The 16,268-nt window shown below is 56.4% G+C and carries 14 protein-coding genes; 2 read left to right on the top strand and 12 right to left on the bottom strand.

Features of this window, described 5'->3' with window-relative positions; genetic code table 11:
• Positions 1-281: 281 nt before the first annotated feature.
• Both F6R98_RS17830 and F6R98_RS17825 read right to left on the bottom strand, forming a co-directional pair.
• On the bottom strand, positions 282-4,238 hold the full coding sequence (locus F6R98_RS17830; RefSeq protein ID WP_153250221.1) for a DUF3683 domain-containing protein: 3,957 nt from the start codon (positions 4,236-4,238) through the stop codon (positions 282-284).
• A gap of 206 nt (positions 4,239-4,444) precedes the next feature.
• Positions 4,445-5,050, bottom strand: coding sequence for a DUF4202 domain-containing protein (locus F6R98_RS17825; protein ID WP_153250220.1), 606 nt, complete (start codon positions 5,048-5,050; stop codon positions 4,445-4,447).
• Positions 5,051-5,291: 241 nt separating this feature from the next.
• On the opposite strand from F6R98_RS17825, the gene F6R98_RS17820 reads away from it, so the two are divergent.
• Both F6R98_RS17820 and F6R98_RS17815 read left to right on the top strand, forming a co-directional pair.
• Positions 5,292-5,786: a hypothetical protein gene (locus F6R98_RS17820; protein ID WP_153250219.1), complete on the top strand. Its 495-nt coding sequence runs from the start codon at positions 5,292-5,294 to the stop codon at positions 5,784-5,786.
• Positions 5,787-5,802: 16 nt separating this feature from the next.
• Positions 5,803-6,219, top strand: coding sequence for a hypothetical protein (locus tag F6R98_RS17815; RefSeq protein WP_153250218.1), 417 nt, complete (start codon positions 5,803-5,805; stop codon positions 6,217-6,219).
• Between the two features lie 195 nt (positions 6,220-6,414).
• Here F6R98_RS17815 and F6R98_RS17810 read toward each other — a convergent pair whose 3' ends face one another.
• The 10 genes from F6R98_RS17810 to F6R98_RS17765 all read right to left on the bottom strand — a co-directional run bounded on the left by F6R98_RS17810 (position 6,415) and on the right by F6R98_RS17765 (position 16,192).
• Positions 6,415-6,588 (bottom strand): hypothetical protein, encoded by a 174-nt coding sequence (locus F6R98_RS17810; RefSeq protein ID WP_153250217.1) that lies wholly within the window; start codon positions 6,586-6,588, stop codon positions 6,415-6,417.
• Between the two features lie 590 nt (positions 6,589-7,178).
• Complete coding sequence (locus tag F6R98_RS17805) at positions 7,179-7,688, bottom strand: hypothetical protein (protein ID WP_153250216.1); 510 nt, start codon at positions 7,686-7,688, stop codon at positions 7,179-7,181.
• A complete protein-coding gene (locus F6R98_RS17800; RefSeq protein ID WP_153250215.1) occupies positions 7,685-8,725 on the bottom strand; it encodes an AAA family ATPase in 1,041 nt (346 codons plus the stop codon). The genes F6R98_RS17805 and F6R98_RS17800 overlap by 4 nt, the downstream gene beginning before the upstream one ends.
• 251 nt (positions 8,726-8,976) lie before the next feature.
• Positions 8,977-10,116 (bottom strand): hypothetical protein, encoded by a 1,140-nt coding sequence (locus tag F6R98_RS17795; protein ID WP_153250214.1) that lies wholly within the window; start codon positions 10,114-10,116, stop codon positions 8,977-8,979.
• A gap of 363 nt (positions 10,117-10,479) precedes the next feature.
• On the bottom strand, positions 10,480-11,163 hold the full coding sequence (locus F6R98_RS17790; protein ID WP_153250213.1) for a Fe2+-dependent dioxygenase: 684 nt from the start codon (positions 11,161-11,163) through the stop codon (positions 10,480-10,482).
• A 166-nt stretch (positions 11,164-11,329) separates the two neighbouring features.
• The gene (locus F6R98_RS17785; protein ID WP_153250212.1) at positions 11,330-12,019 is read right to left on the bottom strand and encodes a PepSY-associated TM helix domain-containing protein; all 690 of its coding nucleotides are present in this window, start codon (positions 12,017-12,019) and stop codon (positions 11,330-11,332) included.
• Between the two features lie 34 nt (positions 12,020-12,053).
• Complete coding sequence (locus tag F6R98_RS17780; RefSeq protein WP_153250211.1) at positions 12,054-14,228, bottom strand: TonB-dependent receptor; 2,175 nt, start codon at positions 14,226-14,228, stop codon at positions 12,054-12,056.
• A gap of 74 nt (positions 14,229-14,302) precedes the next feature.
• Positions 14,303-14,734 (bottom strand): ExbD/TolR family protein, encoded by a 432-nt coding sequence (locus F6R98_RS17775; protein ID WP_153251125.1) that lies wholly within the window; start codon positions 14,732-14,734, stop codon positions 14,303-14,305.
• The gene (locus tag F6R98_RS17770; protein ID WP_153250210.1) at positions 14,734-15,480 is read right to left on the bottom strand and encodes a MotA/TolQ/ExbB proton channel family protein; all 747 of its coding nucleotides are present in this window, start codon (positions 15,478-15,480) and stop codon (positions 14,734-14,736) included. Before F6R98_RS17770 ends, F6R98_RS17775 begins: the two co-directional genes overlap by 1 nt.
• A 4-nt stretch (positions 15,481-15,484) precedes the next feature.
• Complete coding sequence (locus F6R98_RS17765) at positions 15,485-16,192, bottom strand: energy transducer TonB (protein ID WP_153250209.1); 708 nt, start codon at positions 16,190-16,192, stop codon at positions 15,485-15,487.
• Between the last annotated feature and the right edge of the window lie 76 nt (positions 16,193-16,268).

Raw genomic sequence — 16,268 nt, 5'->3', positions numbered from 1 at the left:
ACGTTCGTTCGCCGTCAATGATACAGATTCTCTGGAGTTGTCCGGAGAATCTGTGTCTTTCAGGCGCTTTTGCTTCTAATTACGGATTTAATCGGTCGGGGATGTCCTGAATAATTACTTCACAATATCGGAATGAACGTCAGTATATTGGCTTTATTTATGGTGACCCGATCGAATCATGAATTAAAGCAACTTGCTCATAACTTCTTAAATGAGTTATAGGGAAAAATATTTTAAAAATTATTATTTGATACCAAACCGGATAAAAACCGCTATTTCGTTCATACCAGAATCCGCTCTATGCCGCCGTTCGAAGCGCCGGCGATATAACGCTCCATCCAGTCCTCGCCCAGATGATGCCTGGCCAGCTCGACGACGATGTAATCGGCATCCAGTTCATTCAGGGTTTCCTTGTAGCGCTGCAGACCCTGCAGGCAGGACGGGCAGCTGGTCAGCACCTTGACCGGACCGTCATAGCCGTCGCCGTGTATTTTCGCCGTGTCCAGTTGCAGCTCTTCCTGCTTGCGGAAACGCACCTGCGTGGAAATATCCGGGCGCGTCACCGCCAGCGTACCCGCTTCGCCGCAGCAGCGCGCCGATAAGCCGATACGCGCGCCGTCGGCGGTGGCCAGCAGGCCGTTGACGGTCTTTTGCGCGTCCTGCTGTTTCAGCGGGCTATGGCAAGGGTCGTGATACAGGTAGCGCACGCCGCCGACGCCTTCGATGCGCACGCCTTTTTCCAGCAGATATTCATGGATATCGATCACGCGGCAGCCGGGGAAGATCCTGTCGAACTCGTATTCGCTGAGCTGATCCAGACAGGTGCCGCAGCTGACCAGCACCGTTTTGATATCGAGATAGTTCAGCGTGGTGGCGACGCGATGGAACAGCACGCGGTTGTCGGTGGATATTTGCGTGGCCTTGTCGAGCTGCCCGCTCGCGCGCTGCGGAAACCCGCAGCACAGATAACCGGGCGGCAGCACCGTCTGCACGCCCAGATCGTACAGCATTGCCTGCGTCGCCAGTCCCACCTGCGAAAACAGGCGTTCCGAGCCGCAGCCGGGAAAATAGAACACCGCCTCGGAGTCGATCTGCGTTTTTTGGCGGTCGCGTATCACCGGCACGATCTGATTGTCTTCGATATCGAGCAGTGCGCGCGCGGTTTTACTGGGCAGCTTGCCCGGCATCTTGCGGTTGGTGAAATGAATGACTTGTTCCAGCACCGGCGCTTTACCGTGCGTGGCCGGCGGGTGGGCGGTCTGCGCCTTGCCCCATGGCGCTAAAAACGCATGCCCCAGACGCTGGCCTTTATAACCCCACTCGATCAGCACCGTGCGCATCAGCTTGATGGTTTCCGGGCGCGTGGCGTTCAGGAAGGTCATGGTCGCGGTTTTAACCGGGTTAAAGCTTTGCTTGCCCATCTTGCGCAGCAGATTGCGCATGTCCATGCTGACCTTGCCGAAATCGATATCGACCGGACAGGGACTGAAGCACTTATGGCAGACGGTGCAATGGTCCGATACGTCCTCGAACTCTTTCCAGTGAGTGATGGAAACCCCGCGCCGGGTCTGTTCCTCGTAGAGGAAGGCTTCGATCAGCAGCGAGGTGGCGAGTATCTTGTTGCGCGGCGAGTACAGCAGATTGGCATGCGGCACATGGGTGGTGCATACCGGCTTGCATTTGCCGCAACGCAGACAATCCTTGACCGCATCGGCAATCGCACCGATATCGCTTTGCTGCATGATCAGCGATTCGAAACCCATCAGGCTGAACGACGGCGTGTAGGCATGGCGCAGATCGCCGCCCGGCAGCAGCTTGCCGCTATTGAAACGCCCTTCGGGATCGATGCGGTTTTTATAGGCAATAAACGGTTTTATTTCATCCGCTTCCAGAAACTGGAGCTTGGTGATGCCGATGCCGTGCTCGCCGGAGATTACCCCGCCCAGCGAACGCGCCAGCGCCATGATGCGGGCGACGGCCTCGTTGGCCTCCTGCAGCATGGCGTAGTTTTCCGAATTGACCGGCAGATTGGTATGCACGTTGCCGTCGCCGGCGTGCATGTGCAGCGCCACGAACACGCGGCCGCGCAGAACCCCCCTGTGCAGCGCTTCGACGCGCTCCAGCACCGGACGGAAGGTGTCGCCCTCGAAAATCTCCTGCAAATGCGCGCGTATCTCGTTTTTCCACGAAGCGCGCACCGAATAATCCTGCAGGCGATGAAACAGGGTAGGCCGGTTGGTGTGATTGGAAAACTCAGCGGGTTCTATGCCCAGCTCGGCGAACTTGCCTTCCGCCTTGCTCAGCGGCGTATCGAGATGCTCGTAAAGCCATTGCCAGCGCCGGCGCACCAGCGACAGCAGCTCGAGCGCATTGCCGCGGCGATCGCCGATCACCTCGTCCTTTTCGAGGTTGGACTCGTATTCGCGCAGCGGCAGTTCGCCGGCAAAAAACTCGGCCAGGGTTTTGCACAGCAGCAATTTATTGCGCAGCGCCAGTTCGATATTGATACGCTCGACGCCGTCGCAGTACTCGCCCATGCGCGGCAACGGAATCACTACGTCCTCGTTGAGCTTGAAGGCATTGGTATGGCGCGCAATCGCGGCGGTGCGCGCGCGATCGAGCCAGAATTTGCGGCGCGCTTCCGGGCTGACGGCGATAAAGCCTTCGGCGCCGCGCCCATTGCACAGGCGTATCACCGCGGAAGCCGCCAGCGCCACCGCGTTTTCGTCGTCGCCGACGATATCGCCGAACAGCACCATCTTCGGGCGTCCGAAACGCTGCGCCTTGGTGCCGTAGCCCACCGCCTTGACGTAGCGCTCGTCCAGGTGTTCGAGTCCGGCCAGCATCACCCGTTGCGGACCCTCCTTCGGCAAACTGTCCAGGTAGTCGCGCACCTCGACGATGGCCGGGACCGCTTCGCGCGCCTGACCGAAAAATTCCAGACAGAAAGTTCGCGTGTGGGGCGGCATTTTGTGCAGCAGCCAGCGCGCCGAGGTGATGATGCCGTCGCAGCCTTCCTTCTGTATGCCGGGCAGGCCGCCGAGGAACTTGTCGGTGACGTCCTTGCCCAGACCTTCCTTGCGAAAACTTGCGCCGGGCAGCGCCAGGATTTCTTCGCCGAGCGGGGTGCGTCCGTCCGCTTCATAGCGCTTGAGGCGGAAGCTGACTTCCGTCTGCTCATGAATTTTACCGAGATTATGGTTCAGTCGCTCCACTTCCAGCCAGTTGCCGTCCGGTGTGACCATGCGCCAGGACACCAGATTGTCGAGCGCCGTCCCCCACAGCACGGCTTTTTTGCCGCCGGCGTTCATCGCGACGTTGCCGCCGATGCAGGAGGCGTCGGCGGAGGTCGGGTCGCAGGCGAACACCAGCCCGGCGGCTTCCGCTTTATCCATCGCGCGGCGCGTGACCACGCCGGCGCCGGTAAACAGCGTCGGTTGCGCTTCCGCCACGCCCGGCATTACGGTGGCGCGATCGATCGGCCGCATCTCCAGCAGTTTTTCGGTATTGATGATCGCGGAAAGCCGTGTCAACGGCACCGCGCCGCCGGTGAGGCCGGTGCCGCCGCCGCGTGGAATGATGGTCAATCCCAATGCGATGCACCCGCGCACCAGGTGGCCGATTTCATCTTCGGTTTCCGGGTAAAGCACCACGAACGGGTATTCCACGCGCCAGTCGGTGGCGTCGGTCACATGCGCGACGCGCGCGAAGCCGTCGAAGCAGATGTTGTCCTTGCGGGTATGGCGCGACAGCAGCAGGCGCGCGCGCTGACGCAGATCCCAGGTATGATGGAAATCGGCCTCGAAGCGGTTGACCAGCACATGCGTGGCTTCGATCAGCCGCGCAATTTTTTCAGCGCGTTCCGCCTGCGTCTGTTTTAGCTCCAGGCGCCGGTTTTCCATCTGCCGCAAGCGATGGCGCAACGCGTCCAGCAGCAGTTTGCGGCGTTTCTGATTCTGGATCAGATCGTCTTCGAGATAGGGATTGCGCTGCACTGCCCAGATATCGCCCAGTACCTCGTACAGCATGTGTGCAGAGCGTCCGGTCGAGCGTTCGCTCTGCAGTTCGGTCAGAATTTGCCGGCTTTCCTCGCCGAGCAAACGGATGACGATTTCGCGATCCGAGAACGAGGTGTAATTGTAGGGGATTTCGCGCAGGCGCTGGGTCGCGTTTTCAGGGAGTTCCGGCAAAGCAGCTTGCTGTGTCGCACGGGCGGTCGATTCTGGGCTTGACGACATGACTTGTTCCCTAAGTTTCGTTGAATTAAGGGCGGTTTGCGGGACGGATTTCCATACCGGTCGATTATGCTGGAAAAAAAAGAATTATTCAGCCACTTTGTTTGTGGGGCCGGGGGACCGCTACCCAATGGGACCCCTGTCGTCATTTCGGTTCCGGCGCATGAGCGCTACGCCGGAAGATTCATGTTGCGAGATGCGGCAGCACATTATTCACTGCCGGCCAACGCTTTTCCGATCACACGTTGCGCCTCAGCCGATAGCGCGATTTCCGCAGCATGGCGATGCCCGCGATCCGACATTTTTTTCCAGGATTTACGCACGATATCGATCAGCTTGGCTTCGTCATGTCCATGTTTGGCGATGAAGTCCTCCAGGTAGTGATCCAGGAAGACCAGGCAAGCCATATCTTCCAGCAGTTGCACCGATGCATCGGCCTTGATGCCACTCTTCAGCAGCATGCGCTGAACTTCGGTAATCTCGGGCTCTTCATAACCGGTTTGCCGCATGATCGCGCCAACCTTGTCGGCATGGAAACGGTACAGGCGCTTGCGCCACTCCAGATAACCGATTCTGTCCATGGGATAAGTGTCGCGCGGGATTTCCCAGCGGCAGATATGCTGCGCGCGCGCGGCAATCTGCCAGGTTTCGCGCGGGTTCGGCTCAACGCGCGCCAGCCAGGCGCTCATCCGTTGCCCATACAGCAATTCCTTGGGGCAACTGTTGCCGTCTACTGTTTCATGATAGGGATCTTCGCTATTGGCGGCGTCGATCAGGTCGAGAGTGCGTTGCAGACGCTGGTTTGGTAAAGTCATAAAGGGTCTGTCGGTTAGGTCCAAGGCTACAGTTATTCGATAAGGCGGGCGTAAAGTCAAGTCTTCGGCTCTGCATCTCGATGCACTCGGCACAAAACCAGCAGCGGCAACCATTGACTCCGGTGATCTTATATCATGACTATACCCACTATCGAGCAGTTGAAAAAAATTGGCGCTGTACTGTTGGACGAACAGTCAGGTTACGGGTTGCTCCGTGAAACCTGTGAGGAGTTATTTGCTGTTGGCGAAGCCGTTTCCGGCATCGGCGAGCAAGCCGTTGAATCAGCGCAGACGGCGGATACGATACTCCCTCAGGGCAAGGCGGGTATCGCCGTTGACGGCTGCGCGCTGCGCCAGAGAGTTCGCGCGGACCAGCCGCTTCATCCGCGGCTTGCACGCCGCCCTGCTCAAGGCCCAAAGCCGTTTCGACGGGCAAACCATACATACGCTCTATGCCGGCTGCGGCCCTTACGCCACGCTAATTTTACCGTTGCTGCCTTATTTGCCGCGCGACGGTTTCCGTTTTACTTTAATCGATATACACCCGTTGGCGCTGGATGGCGCGCGTAAAACCATCGGGCATTTCGGCTACGATGAGTTTATCCGGGATTATCTGTTGACCGATGCCTGCAACGCCGGTTTTGCCGGGCAGCAGCCGTTTCACGTGGCGGTGACAGAGACCATGAATCTAGGAACCGCAACTGGCGGTCAGCGCCAATCTGGTAAAGCACCTTGAGCCGGACGGCATTCTGGTGCCGGAGCAGATTACGGTGACCGCCGCGTTGCTGGATTCCGGCCGTGAATTCACCGTGCTGCCCGCTGATCATCAAGGCGAGATGCCACCCTTGCAGCGCCGGCGCCTGAAGCTCGGAACTGTGATGGAGCTGAATCAGGCGGTGCTGAAGGAACTCAATCCTGAGAATGCTGCCACCCATTTGCCGCCGGTTAGCGTACCATGGCCGGACAAAACGGAACGTGACAACATGCGCCCGGCGCTATTGACGTATATTCGCGTGTTCGGCGAGCATGATTTGAGTTGCTACGATTGCAGCCTGACGCTTCCGAAGTATCTGCGTGTCGGCGCAACGCCGGATGTCGCGAGCGAATTGGTGTTCAGTTACCGTTTAGGCGAAATTCCGGGGTTCGAATATAGTGTTGCTGATGGCTGATCTTGCGAACCGATGTTTTGCGCATCAAAGCGACAGCAGCAGTAATCAATCGTCATAGGAGTCTCTTCGTGATTCCCTCTCCGCATCATACTCATATTCTTTAGCCAATTGTCGAAGGGTAGTCGCAAGCCGTGTATAACCGCAAATTTCCACGGCTTCGGCTTTATTTCGATAATCGAGGGCAATTTTCTTTTCCTACTTTCCCGCCGAAAAGCCATGAACACCTCGTTGGTTGAATAGCCCGGTTTTAAAGCCGGAACGCAGCTCGGTAGCTTCCCTGGCGTCAAGCGCTGCAGCAACCGAGCGATGTATCCATAATCCATCCGGGTCGGTGGGGGCATTCGCCAACACAGCCCCTATTTTAGCCATGGCAACACGTAGATGCCCGGATTCGGACGCGCTTTTTTTTACCTCGGATAGCTGTTTCGACTAAGTCGTCATATCCCGGCTGGTTGATGCCATCGCCATAAGGAATACGGCATGCCGACAAGTCAGGTGCCGATTGCGTTATCAGCATCCAAACCAGCTCAGGAATAACTTCTTCACTGATTCGGGTCCCGGCAAATTCGTGTAATTGACTGGCGGTAACTATATGAGTGTGTTCCATGATGTTCGATTGATTGTTGAGCTGTTCAAACCCAAAATTTCAAAATAAGCGCAACCCGAACCGGGTTTGTCTTCGTCGCTTCCGCAGGAGCATGCAGTTGGAATACCGCGCCGAGTTATTCTTAGATAATTGTTTTATATTAAAAATTGAGTAACTATTCGGCAAACCCGCCGGAGAGGAAGTGAGGTGAGTCAGGCGAGACCTTCTGCGCCCAAGGATGGGCGCAGAGAGCTTCCAGGGACGGACTTGCAGCGTGTCTCGACTGGCTTGCCTCACTTCCGACTGCTTCGGTCATGATTTAAGGCACATACTGAATAGTTACAAAATGGAAAATATTCGGCTTGTCTCCACATCATGCGCCGACTCTACTCGCAGGAAAGCCCGGCAGCATCCGGTTCCAGGCTTCCAGATTCATGACCGCGCAACCGGCGATGAAGTTTTGTTTCCACGGCTTGCCGCCCGGCCCCCGGATGGGCAACAGACGTTTCAGCGCCTCGGTACGAATCAAAAGCTCGGCGGCGCCCAATGCGTCGGCGCCAATCAGCACAAAGTAATAAACAGGCTTACGGGTTTGCGCCAATCCCCATTCATACAAAAAAGAGTCGCGGTACTTGGTTTTCAAATCGGTATCGATCTGTCCGCTCAAAAATTTTTCGATGAACTTTTCACGGTCTTTGGGACGAGAGGCCGGATGCTGTGGGTCTTTGAATTCGATGAAAAGCAGTCTGTCGCCCAGCTCAACAATAAAATCCACGGCTTTCATGCAATGGCTGAGTCCATGACTCTTTTCATCGTCGAGTTTTCTGGCGCTTGCGCCCGGCGGAAGTTCGATTTGCAGGTCGTCTTCCGTGATCGCCGTCATGCCTTGATTCCTCCCAGGCTGCGCATGAGTTCCCCGTCATAGAGATTATTGAATGTCGCGGCAATCGCATTGGGGTCAATGCCGAGATAATCGTCGCATACATGAGCCGACACTGCGTCGGGTTCATCTTCATCCCGAAACAGGGAGAGGTAGCGAACGGCATCGTCCTTTTTTTTGCGCAGATCGAACTCTTTCAGTAACACATAGTTATGCGTGGTCAGAAAAATCTGTACGCCCAGGCGTTGCAGTTCCAGAATCACTTCGACGACTTCACCCATCAAGGATGGATTAAGATTGGCCTCCGGCTCGTCCCAGAACAGCACGGAGCCAGCCAGTAGCGTGCCGTTCTGTATCAACAGCCATACCAGCGCCAGTTTGCGCATGCCTTCCGCCAGCAAGGTAAATTCGAGATCCCCTTGCTTGTTCTTCAGAAAAAAATACTCACCCTTGGTGATTACTTTGCCCTCAATCGCGGTTTGCAAAACATTTAGCAGCCGTTTTCGGTCTCGATCGGTTGGTCCTCTCAGCGTTGGCAAAAATGCGCGCTTGATGATGTCTACATAGACTTCCTCAAAGGCAATCTCCCGCTTGGCGACTGTGGAAAGAAATCCCGGCGCATGCGCAAGCATTTCCTTGACCGGGATGTATGCAGACTCCAGGCCTGAGGTTTGCCATTTGCCCTCACCCGTGACATGAACATTCGTTACGTCGGCTTTTCTGGTGTCTATTACGGCCTTGAGCGAATTGCCATTATCGCGGCGTATGGCGATGTTCGCCGGGAGTAATCCTTGTTGACGGCGAATCAGGCGCGTCATGCGCTGCTGGTAAGGGTTGAATACGCCAAGCAATTTTCTGGCAAATCCCTTTTCCTTGTCTTCACCCATCGTGACGGCGCAGGCAGCATAAAGCACTTTCAGTAAGTGGGTTTTTCCTGTCCCGTTGGCGCCGATAATGATATTCACTCCTTTCGAAAATTCTACATCCAGCGATGAAAATGCCGTGAAGTTTTCCAGTTTAATGCGAGTGATTTTACTCATGATCCACTTTCCATTCGGGGTTGCGCCTGATCATCATCAACGGGAAATGCTGAATAAAGCAGGTTTGTTCAGAGCATACAGGCTTCGCCTCCGATAAGGCAAATGTCAGACAGGTGTCAGATATTCCGGCCTTGCGGGAAGCTCGGGGCATGTTTCATGTCCCGCCTTCGCCCCCGAAAAGAGAGTAGTGATTTGTTGTGCGGGGTGCGAGGTAATGCGCCTTGCAGCACAGGGCGCTATCGAAGCGTAAGTCAAAATTCGTCAACGCCGAAGAAAAAATCGTCCTGCGGCAGATGTTTCGGGATTTTGTAGTGTTTCAGCCACGCTTTCAGGTTGGCCGGGTCTGCGAATGTTTTGAGATCCTGCTTTATACCTGCGATGTCGCCGCGCAGGTTGCGAATGTCCCGATCCAGGGTCGACATCAGTTCTTTCGGCGAGAGTGGCATAAAAGGCGGCAGTTGCAGCAGGAGTTTGTACTGGTATTCGAGATCGGCAATTTCCTGCTGCAGTTCTTCGAGCTGCTCTTTCAGCAGTTTGTTGAAATGCTTCAGGCGGTCTTCGGCGATGTTGTTCAAATGGGCCTGATCCACCTGCTCGATTTCCAGCTGCAGCCCCAGCAAACGCAGTAAATCCTTTTTTTCATAGGCCGCATTCACCTGTTTCATGAGTTCGGTTTTACGTTCCCGTTCATTGTCATCCTGCTCGCGATCCGGATGCAAAGCCATCGATAGCTTGCGGTAGACTTCCCGTATCGATTTGCTGATGTTCTGCTCTTCTTCCTGCTGTTTGGCTTCCTTTTCCAGCTGTTTCGCGGTTTTCTTGCGTTGACTGCGGCGCGCTTCGGCGGCTTCCGCTTTGGCCTCGCGCTCGCGCAGTATTTCATCCATGCCGGCCTGCAGGTTTTCGAACGAGCTGAAATCCAGGTCGTCGTCTAGTTCCTCGCCCAACGCCTCTTCGAGCATCGATTTCATCATCGCTGCCATTTCGGCGTCGTTTTCCTCCCTGTCGGCGTCGAAATCGTAATCGCTGTATTTGTTATACAGCGGTTTAAGGTCGTCCATGCCGTGATCCTCGATCAGGCCGGCGGTAATGCTGACGATCAGATGTTCGAGTTTGGATTTGTCGGTTTTCTTGAAACGCTTGTCCGCGTAGCTTCGGTCGAACAGGTTGACCAGAGCGGCTCTTTGCGTTCCGTATTCTTCGGAGAGTGTCCGGTATTCTCCGGCCGCCTTTTGTTGTATCAATGGAATGGTTTCCTGCCATTGCAGCAGCCGTTTCTTCTGGGCATCGATTTTCTGCGTCAGCGTGTTGAACTGCTTTTGCGCTTTCGACGGCTTTTTAGGGGCGGCAGTGTGCTGGATCGATACGGTTTTCAGTTTGGAAGACGACATGGTTGACAGGCGGGGTTAGGGTCTCACGGCTTCGATGCGGATTAATTATAACCTATCGATTTAACTGGCGAGTGATGTTTTGAAATGGTTTTTGTTCCTGAACAGACTTAAAAAATCAGGCAGGAGAACTGGTACGGAACAGGGACGATATTGCGAAACTTTATGTTCGCGGATGCACAGAGAATCAAAGCTCAGATAGCGCTAGACACAAGCGGTATCGCACAGGTTGAGAGTAGCGTCCCGGATATTTGCTCCTTCATTGGGTAACTGTCGCGCGGAATTTCCCTGAGGCGAATCGTTCTCTCGCCCTGCAGTCATGGAGTGGTTGGTGATGCATTCGATTCCAGCGGACCTGAACCGGCTTCAGACATCGGCCCACATTCTGAGCAAATTGTGGTAACAGCCGGTCAGATTGACGGAAGGGGAAATGTCGCCATGCGTCTGGCGCAATTCCAGGATTGCCATGTCCATTTCGAACAGCAGGCGTCTGCGCTCGGTCTCGCGCACCATGCTTTCCAGCCAGAAAAACGAAGCGAGTCTGCTGCCTCGCGTCACCGGCTCGACGCGGTGCAGGCTCGAACCGGGATAAAGCACCAGATCGCCTGCCGGCAATTTGACGGCGTGGTTGCCGTATGTATCCTCGATTACCAATTCGCCGCCGTCGTAGTCTTCCGGATGGGCAAGAAACAGGGTAGCCGAAAGATCGGTGCGAACTCTAAGGCCGGTTTCGGAGACGGTGCGTATCGCATTGTCTATATGGTTGCCGAAGGCGTTGGTTTCGCCTTCGTAACGGTTGAACAGCGGAGGGAAAATTTGTTTCGGGAGAGCTGCGGATAAAAACAAGGCGCTTTTTTCCAACCCTTCCAGCACGACCGCTCGGGCGGCACGGCCGGCTTTCGAATCTTCGGGCAGTTGCAGGTTGTTTTTTACTTGCGCTGACTGGGTTCCGGCAGTGACGCGTCCGTCCACCCAATAGGCGGTTTCCAGGATGTTCCGGCACTTTTCAATCTGGGGTTGCGACAGGATTTCGGGGATGTGCAACAGCATGGTCGGCTCTCTGTAATGTTGAGTTTAATGGTCATTCATTCTTCGTTCGAACCATGGGCAACGGGCGGCATTTTTCAGCATGCAGGGGTGCGCGCGATGCTGCAAAATCATATTGTCTGGTCGCGAGGATTCGCCGCCGGCATGGCCGCTGCCAATATGACGGTCGCTATAGCGTTTGCCAGAGGAACCAGATGGCCAGGCTGAGCGAGCCGAACCCCAACCCGGCTGCGCCCAATCGACGTCCGTGCAGCCGCGTCCACAGCAGCACGCCGGTGATGCTGAGTACGATGAGCGCGCCGCCCAGTGTATCGACCAGCAGTATCCAGCCGGCCCCCAAGCCCGCCCCCTTGTGCAGATTGGTCAGCAGCGCAAACAGATTGGCTTCGCCGCGCTTGACAGTAACGTAGGCGTTGCCCTGCCAATATTCCGCCTGAATGAAGCGTTGCGGACTACGCACCGCGATTTGCCAGCGAGCCGGTTGCTGTACGGCGACGCCGTTCCAGGTTACGCTTTTAGCCGGCTCCTGCATGATGCGCGCACGGCTGAAATCGCTACCTAGCGCCAATCCCAGCCAGGCGGCCAAAGCTTTGGGGTCGGTGGGACGGGATTCAGGCAATGTTATCTGTATTTCATGCTGCTCCGTTCTGGCTGCAGGAATTTTCATGATTTCCCTGTGGTTGAGCAGAATGCCGGTCGTTCCGAACAACAGCCCCAGCGCCGCGCCCCATAGGCCGAGCCAGGCATGCGTGCGGCGCAGCCATTTGAGGAAATTGCCCCGGGCCAGATTGCGGGGAAGAAACAAATAGCCACCGGATGTTTTGTTGCGCGGCGGCATGCCGGGATTTTGGATGCTCATTCCGATCTCTTGCATGGTCCAGGGTTGATGTATTTCAGTATTTTAAGTTCAAGCTGACTTGAGCCGATATCGGCACACCGGGCAAGGCCGAGTAGGTCTGCCCGGATTCATAGTAAGTCGCGTCGGTGAGATTGAACGCATTGACCTGAATATCGAAATGCGGCTGGTGATAGGCAACAATCGCATCAAGGCGGGCGTAACCGGGCAGCGTTACTTCGTTGACGGTATCGGTGTAGCGTTGCGTGCTAAAGAATACGCCGCCGCCGATTTCCCATTCAGGGGTCAGATGGTAGCTGGTCCAGACCACGCCGCTGTTCGCGGGGACATTGATCGGAACTTTTCCCTGCAGCGACTGGGTGGTTCCGCTGACGCTGCCGACCGCCGTCGTACTCGATTTGACGATTTTGGCATTAAGGTAGGCGTAGGCCAGCGATACGTTCCAGTCGGGTAGAATTTCTCCGGCAAGACCCAGTTCAAAGCCGTCGGTGCGTTGCTCGCCGGCCAGAATAAGCTGTGTGGGATCGTTGGGGTCGGTGGTGCGCGCATTGGTTTTTTCCAGCCGGAACAAGGCCCCGGTTGCCGACAGGTGCCCGTCCAGCAAATCGAATTTCGCGCCGATCTCGAAATTGCGGTTTTGTTCGGGTCCGATATTGGCGTTATTCGCTGCCAGGGTATAGGCTTCGGCGGACGGATTGAACGAGGTGGCGTAACTGGCGTAGTAGGATTGCCACTTGGCCGGTTCCCACACCAGACCGGCTCGAGGATTCCATTGCCGGTCGGTGCGGCTGAAGTCGTTGGCGTTGTTGACGCGGTCATCCTGTTTCGCCTCAAACACTTCATAGCGGGCGCCGCCGAGAAGCTTCCATTCCGGAGTCAGTTCAAATTGATCCGTCATATAGCCTGCGTAGGTTTGCGCCGTAGTGCTGCGATTGATTGCCAGCACGCCGCTTAAATCGTTGGCGCGTCCCGCTCCGACCGTGGCCGTAAGAATCGGATTGAAAATGGATACGCTCGGCACGCCGGTTGAGTCTTTGGATAGAAAGTTATATTTCTCGCTGCCCAGCGTCATGCCCAACAGCAACGTGTTATTGAGGCCGAACACCGGCTGTTTAAGTATAAGCGATGTCTGGTTGTACAGGTTTTGCTGCGTATTCAAACGCAGCGCTTCGCTACGCGCGATGGTGGAGGCCAGGCCGTTGTTGGTGACCGCGCCGAACAGCAATGTCCGGTAATTGCGTTCGTAGTCCCCATAGCGCACCGTATTCACGATCGAAAAGTCGTCGCTGAAGCGATGGGTCAGAACCGCGGTTGGTATGTTGACGTTGAAAGTTTGCAGGCGGTCATCTGGAAAGCCGTAAAAAGTATCGATATTCACATTCGCAGGTTTGCCCAGATACATTGGTACGCCGTAATCGAACACGCTGCTTTCCTGCTGGTGCAAATAATACAGCGTAATGTCGGTATCCGGAGTGAAATCGAATTTGAGCGAGGGCGCCAGACCCCAGCGGTTGGTATAGTTATAGTTGCGGAAAGAACCCGCATCCTGGTACAGGGCGTTCATGCGTACGCCCAGTTGATCGTTCGGCGCAATATTTAAATCCGTCGTGGCGCGCTTGAAATCGAAAGAGCCGTAGACGAATTGCCCGGATGCCAGCATTTGTTTCTGGGGTTTCTTCGCAATCTGATTGATCACGCCGCCCGTGGCTCCGCGCCCGAACAGCACAGAGGAAGCGCCTTTCAGTACTTCGACGCGCTCAAGGAAAAAGGTGTCGCGAAAGTATTGACCGTTTTCCTTGACGCTATCCAGGTAGGTGTCCGAGTTCGCGCTGAAACCCCGCAGCGTGATTGAATCTCCGGTGCGCCCGCCTTCGCCGGCGGCAATGGAAAGTCCGCTGACGTTCTTGAGCGCGTCTCGCAGGTTGAATGCATTCTGCGATTCGATAAGCTCCTTTTTCACCACGCTGACCGACTGTGGAATGTCGAGAAGCCGGGCCTCGTAGCGGGTTGCGGTGCTGGCCGTATCCGCTTTGAAGGCGGGTTCGCGTTCGCGTGCTGCTTTGACTTTCAGCGCGGGCAAAGTGATTTCCTCATCGGTTGACGGTTGTTCGGAAACCGGTTCCGCGGCAAAGGCCATGCCGGTCAGCGCCGCGCCCAGCGGCAGCAGGGAACCGATTCGCCACTTCGGGCGCTGCTTGATTTTGGTGATCATAGGAAGTCTCCCGTTTGTGTTTGCAAAATAAGGGGGCTTCCTGGCGAAAACGGCTGGGTGGCGGGTTCATGGGGTTAATGTGCGGTTTCGTTAGGGTCGGAAACGAAACCGATGCGCGTTACGCCGGCTTTGGCCGCGTCGGCCAATATTTCGGCAATGACTTGATAGGCAGTAGCTTTGTCGACGTGGAGATGCAGTTCCGGCTGCGGCAGCCGTTGGGCGGCGGCGCTTAGACGCTCGTGCAATCCGGCTCGGTCCATTGCTTCGTTGTCCCAGAAAAACTGTCCATTGCCGTCGATGGATAAAGCGATGTGCGGCGCTTCCTCTGAATGGGGCTGGCTGGACGCTTTGGGCAGTTCGATTTTCACGCCATGCGTCAGCATGGGCGCGGTAATCATGAAAATAATCAGCAAGACCAGCATGACATCGATCAAGGGTACCATGTTGATTTCGGTTACCTGAGACGACACGCTGGCATGGGTCTGGTTGAAGCCGCCGAACGCCATCACGCACCTCCCGCGAAGGCTTCGGAGGCCGGACCGGTCGCAACCCCGGCTGGTGGGCCTGCGAAATGCGCGCCGGTACTGAGGACGGCGAATACGTCGTGAGCGAAGGCATCGAGTTTGGCCAGCACCAGCCGGTTCGAGCGCGCGAACGCGTTGTAGGCCAGCACCGAGGGAATGGCGACTGCCAGACCCGCCCCGGTCATGATCAAGGCTTCGCCCACCGGCCCCGCGATCTTGTCGAGCGTACCCTGACCGCTCATCCCTATATTGATTAACGCGTGATAAACCCCCCATACCGTGCCGAACAGGCCGATAAACGGCGCAGTGCTGGCGACTGAGGCGAGTACGCTCAGCCCCCATTCGAGGCCTGCGGTTTCCTCATCGATGACGCGGCGGATCGAGCGTGTCAGGAACTCCGCCGCCGATCCGGCTTCATTGAGACGGTCCGCGCCATGTTTTGCGTGATGACGACAGGATAACAACGCATGATAGGCCAGATGCGAAAACGGCTCGTTGGGGTGTCGTTTTCCCAGCTGACGTTCAACGGCGGCCAACGAGGCGGAGTTCCAGAAATTTTCCAGGAAGCGGGTGCTACGGCGGCGCGCGATGAGCGCTTGCAGGCTTTTGACGATGATAAAATACCAGCTCGCTATCGACATCGCGGCGAGGGTGGCGAAAAGAGCTTTGCCCACCGTATCGGTTTGCGCGAAAAAATGGGCGAGACCGAGCGTTTCTGATGTGTCCATGAATTTATCCTTCGAGAGAGAATGAAATCGGAACCAGCACCCACGCCGACAGCGGCTGGCCGTTTTGTTGCGCGGGTACGAATTTCCACTGCCTGACCGCAATGCGAGCGGCTTCGTCAAGACGGATGTATCCGCTGGATCGGCGAATATCCACTTGCTCCGCCACTCCATGGGCATTGACCAGGACGCGTAGCAGCACCTTGCCTTGTTCGCCCTCGCTGCGCGACTGCGGCGGATAAGCGGGGGCCGGGTTGTCCAGGTAATTTGCATTCAAGTGCGGCGGCGAGATCGGCGCGGACTCCGCGCGTGTTGCCTGCGCTGCTGGCACGGTCTCCTGCACAGGAGGATCTGCCGGCTGCGCGGAAAAGGACGACGATGACCCCGCCCCGGATGCGGCGATGACCGCTTCCCGTTTGGCCGGCTCTGACGTCCGCTTCGGTTGCGGCTTCGGTTTGGCCGGCGCAGCCTTGGGTTTGGCCGGGACAGGCTGTGCCGCTTGAGGAGGCTTGGGAACTGCCTGTTTGGCGGCGGTGACGATACCGACCATCAGCGGCGCAGGCGGCGTGATTGTTGCCGGCGTCGCTCGATCGCGCTGAGTCAGAGCGGCGACCAGTACCGCGTGCAGGACGACGGCAGCCAAAACGCCGATCATCCGCTCCATCGACAGACGGGCGGGCGCAATTGAAATAATGGGCCAACCAATGCTTTGCATAATGCCAACTCGCAGAAAATCAAATAATGCAATTAACTGACTGGCTGGCTGTGTTTGCCGGCTGGCAAACTGGCTG

It is taken from the genome of Candidatus Methylospira mobilis (genome assembly GCF_009498235.1).
Taxonomy (GTDB): domain Bacteria; phylum Pseudomonadota; class Gammaproteobacteria; order Methylococcales; family Methylococcaceae; genus Methylospira; species Methylospira mobilis.
The sequence above is the reverse complement of the archived record's forward strand: the minus strand, read 5'-3'. Positions and strand labels throughout refer to the sequence as shown.

What these genes read in the sequence shown, in the direction of transcription:
- F6R98_RS17770 (WP_153250210.1), bottom strand. Translation starts at nt 15,480, where the DNA reads ATGGACACATCAGAAACGCTCGGTCTCGCCCATTTTTTCGCGCAAACC.
- F6R98_RS17775 (WP_153251125.1), bottom strand. Translation starts at nt 14,734, where the DNA reads ATGGCGTTCGGCGGCTTCAACCAGACCCATGCCAGCGTGTCGTCTCAG.
- F6R98_RS17765 (WP_153250209.1), bottom strand. Translation starts at nt 16,192, where the DNA reads ATGCAAAGCATTGGTTGGCCCATTATTTCAATTGCGCCCGCCCGTCTG.
- F6R98_RS17810 (WP_153250217.1), bottom strand. Translation starts at nt 6,588, where the DNA reads ATGGCTAAAATAGGGGCTGTGTTGGCGAATGCCCCCACCGACCCGGAT.
- F6R98_RS17780 (WP_153250211.1), bottom strand. Translation starts at nt 14,228, where the DNA reads ATGATCACCAAAATCAAGCAGCGCCCGAAGTGGCGAATCGGTTCCCTG.
- F6R98_RS17805 (WP_153250216.1), bottom strand. Translation starts at nt 7,688, where the DNA reads ATGACGGCGATCACGGAAGACGACCTGCAAATCGAACTTCCGCCGGGC.
- F6R98_RS17830 (WP_153250221.1), bottom strand. Translation starts at nt 4,238, where the DNA reads ATGTCGTCAAGCCCAGAATCGACCGCCCGTGCGACACAGCAAGCTGCT.
- F6R98_RS17790 (WP_153250213.1), bottom strand. Translation starts at nt 11,163, where the DNA reads ATGCTGTTGCACATCCCCGAAATCCTGTCGCAACCCCAGATTGAAAAG.
- F6R98_RS17800 (WP_153250215.1), bottom strand. Translation starts at nt 8,725, where the DNA reads ATGAGTAAAATCACTCGCATTAAACTGGAAAACTTCACGGCATTTTCA.
- F6R98_RS17785 (WP_153250212.1), bottom strand. Translation starts at nt 12,019, where the DNA reads ATGAGCATCCAAAATCCCGGCATGCCGCCGCGCAACAAAACATCCGGT.
- F6R98_RS17795 (WP_153250214.1), bottom strand. Translation starts at nt 10,116, where the DNA reads ATGTCGTCTTCCAAACTGAAAACCGTATCGATCCAGCACACTGCCGCC.
- F6R98_RS17825 (WP_153250220.1), bottom strand. Translation starts at nt 5,050, where the DNA reads ATGACTTTACCAAACCAGCGTCTGCAACGCACTCTCGACCTGATCGAC.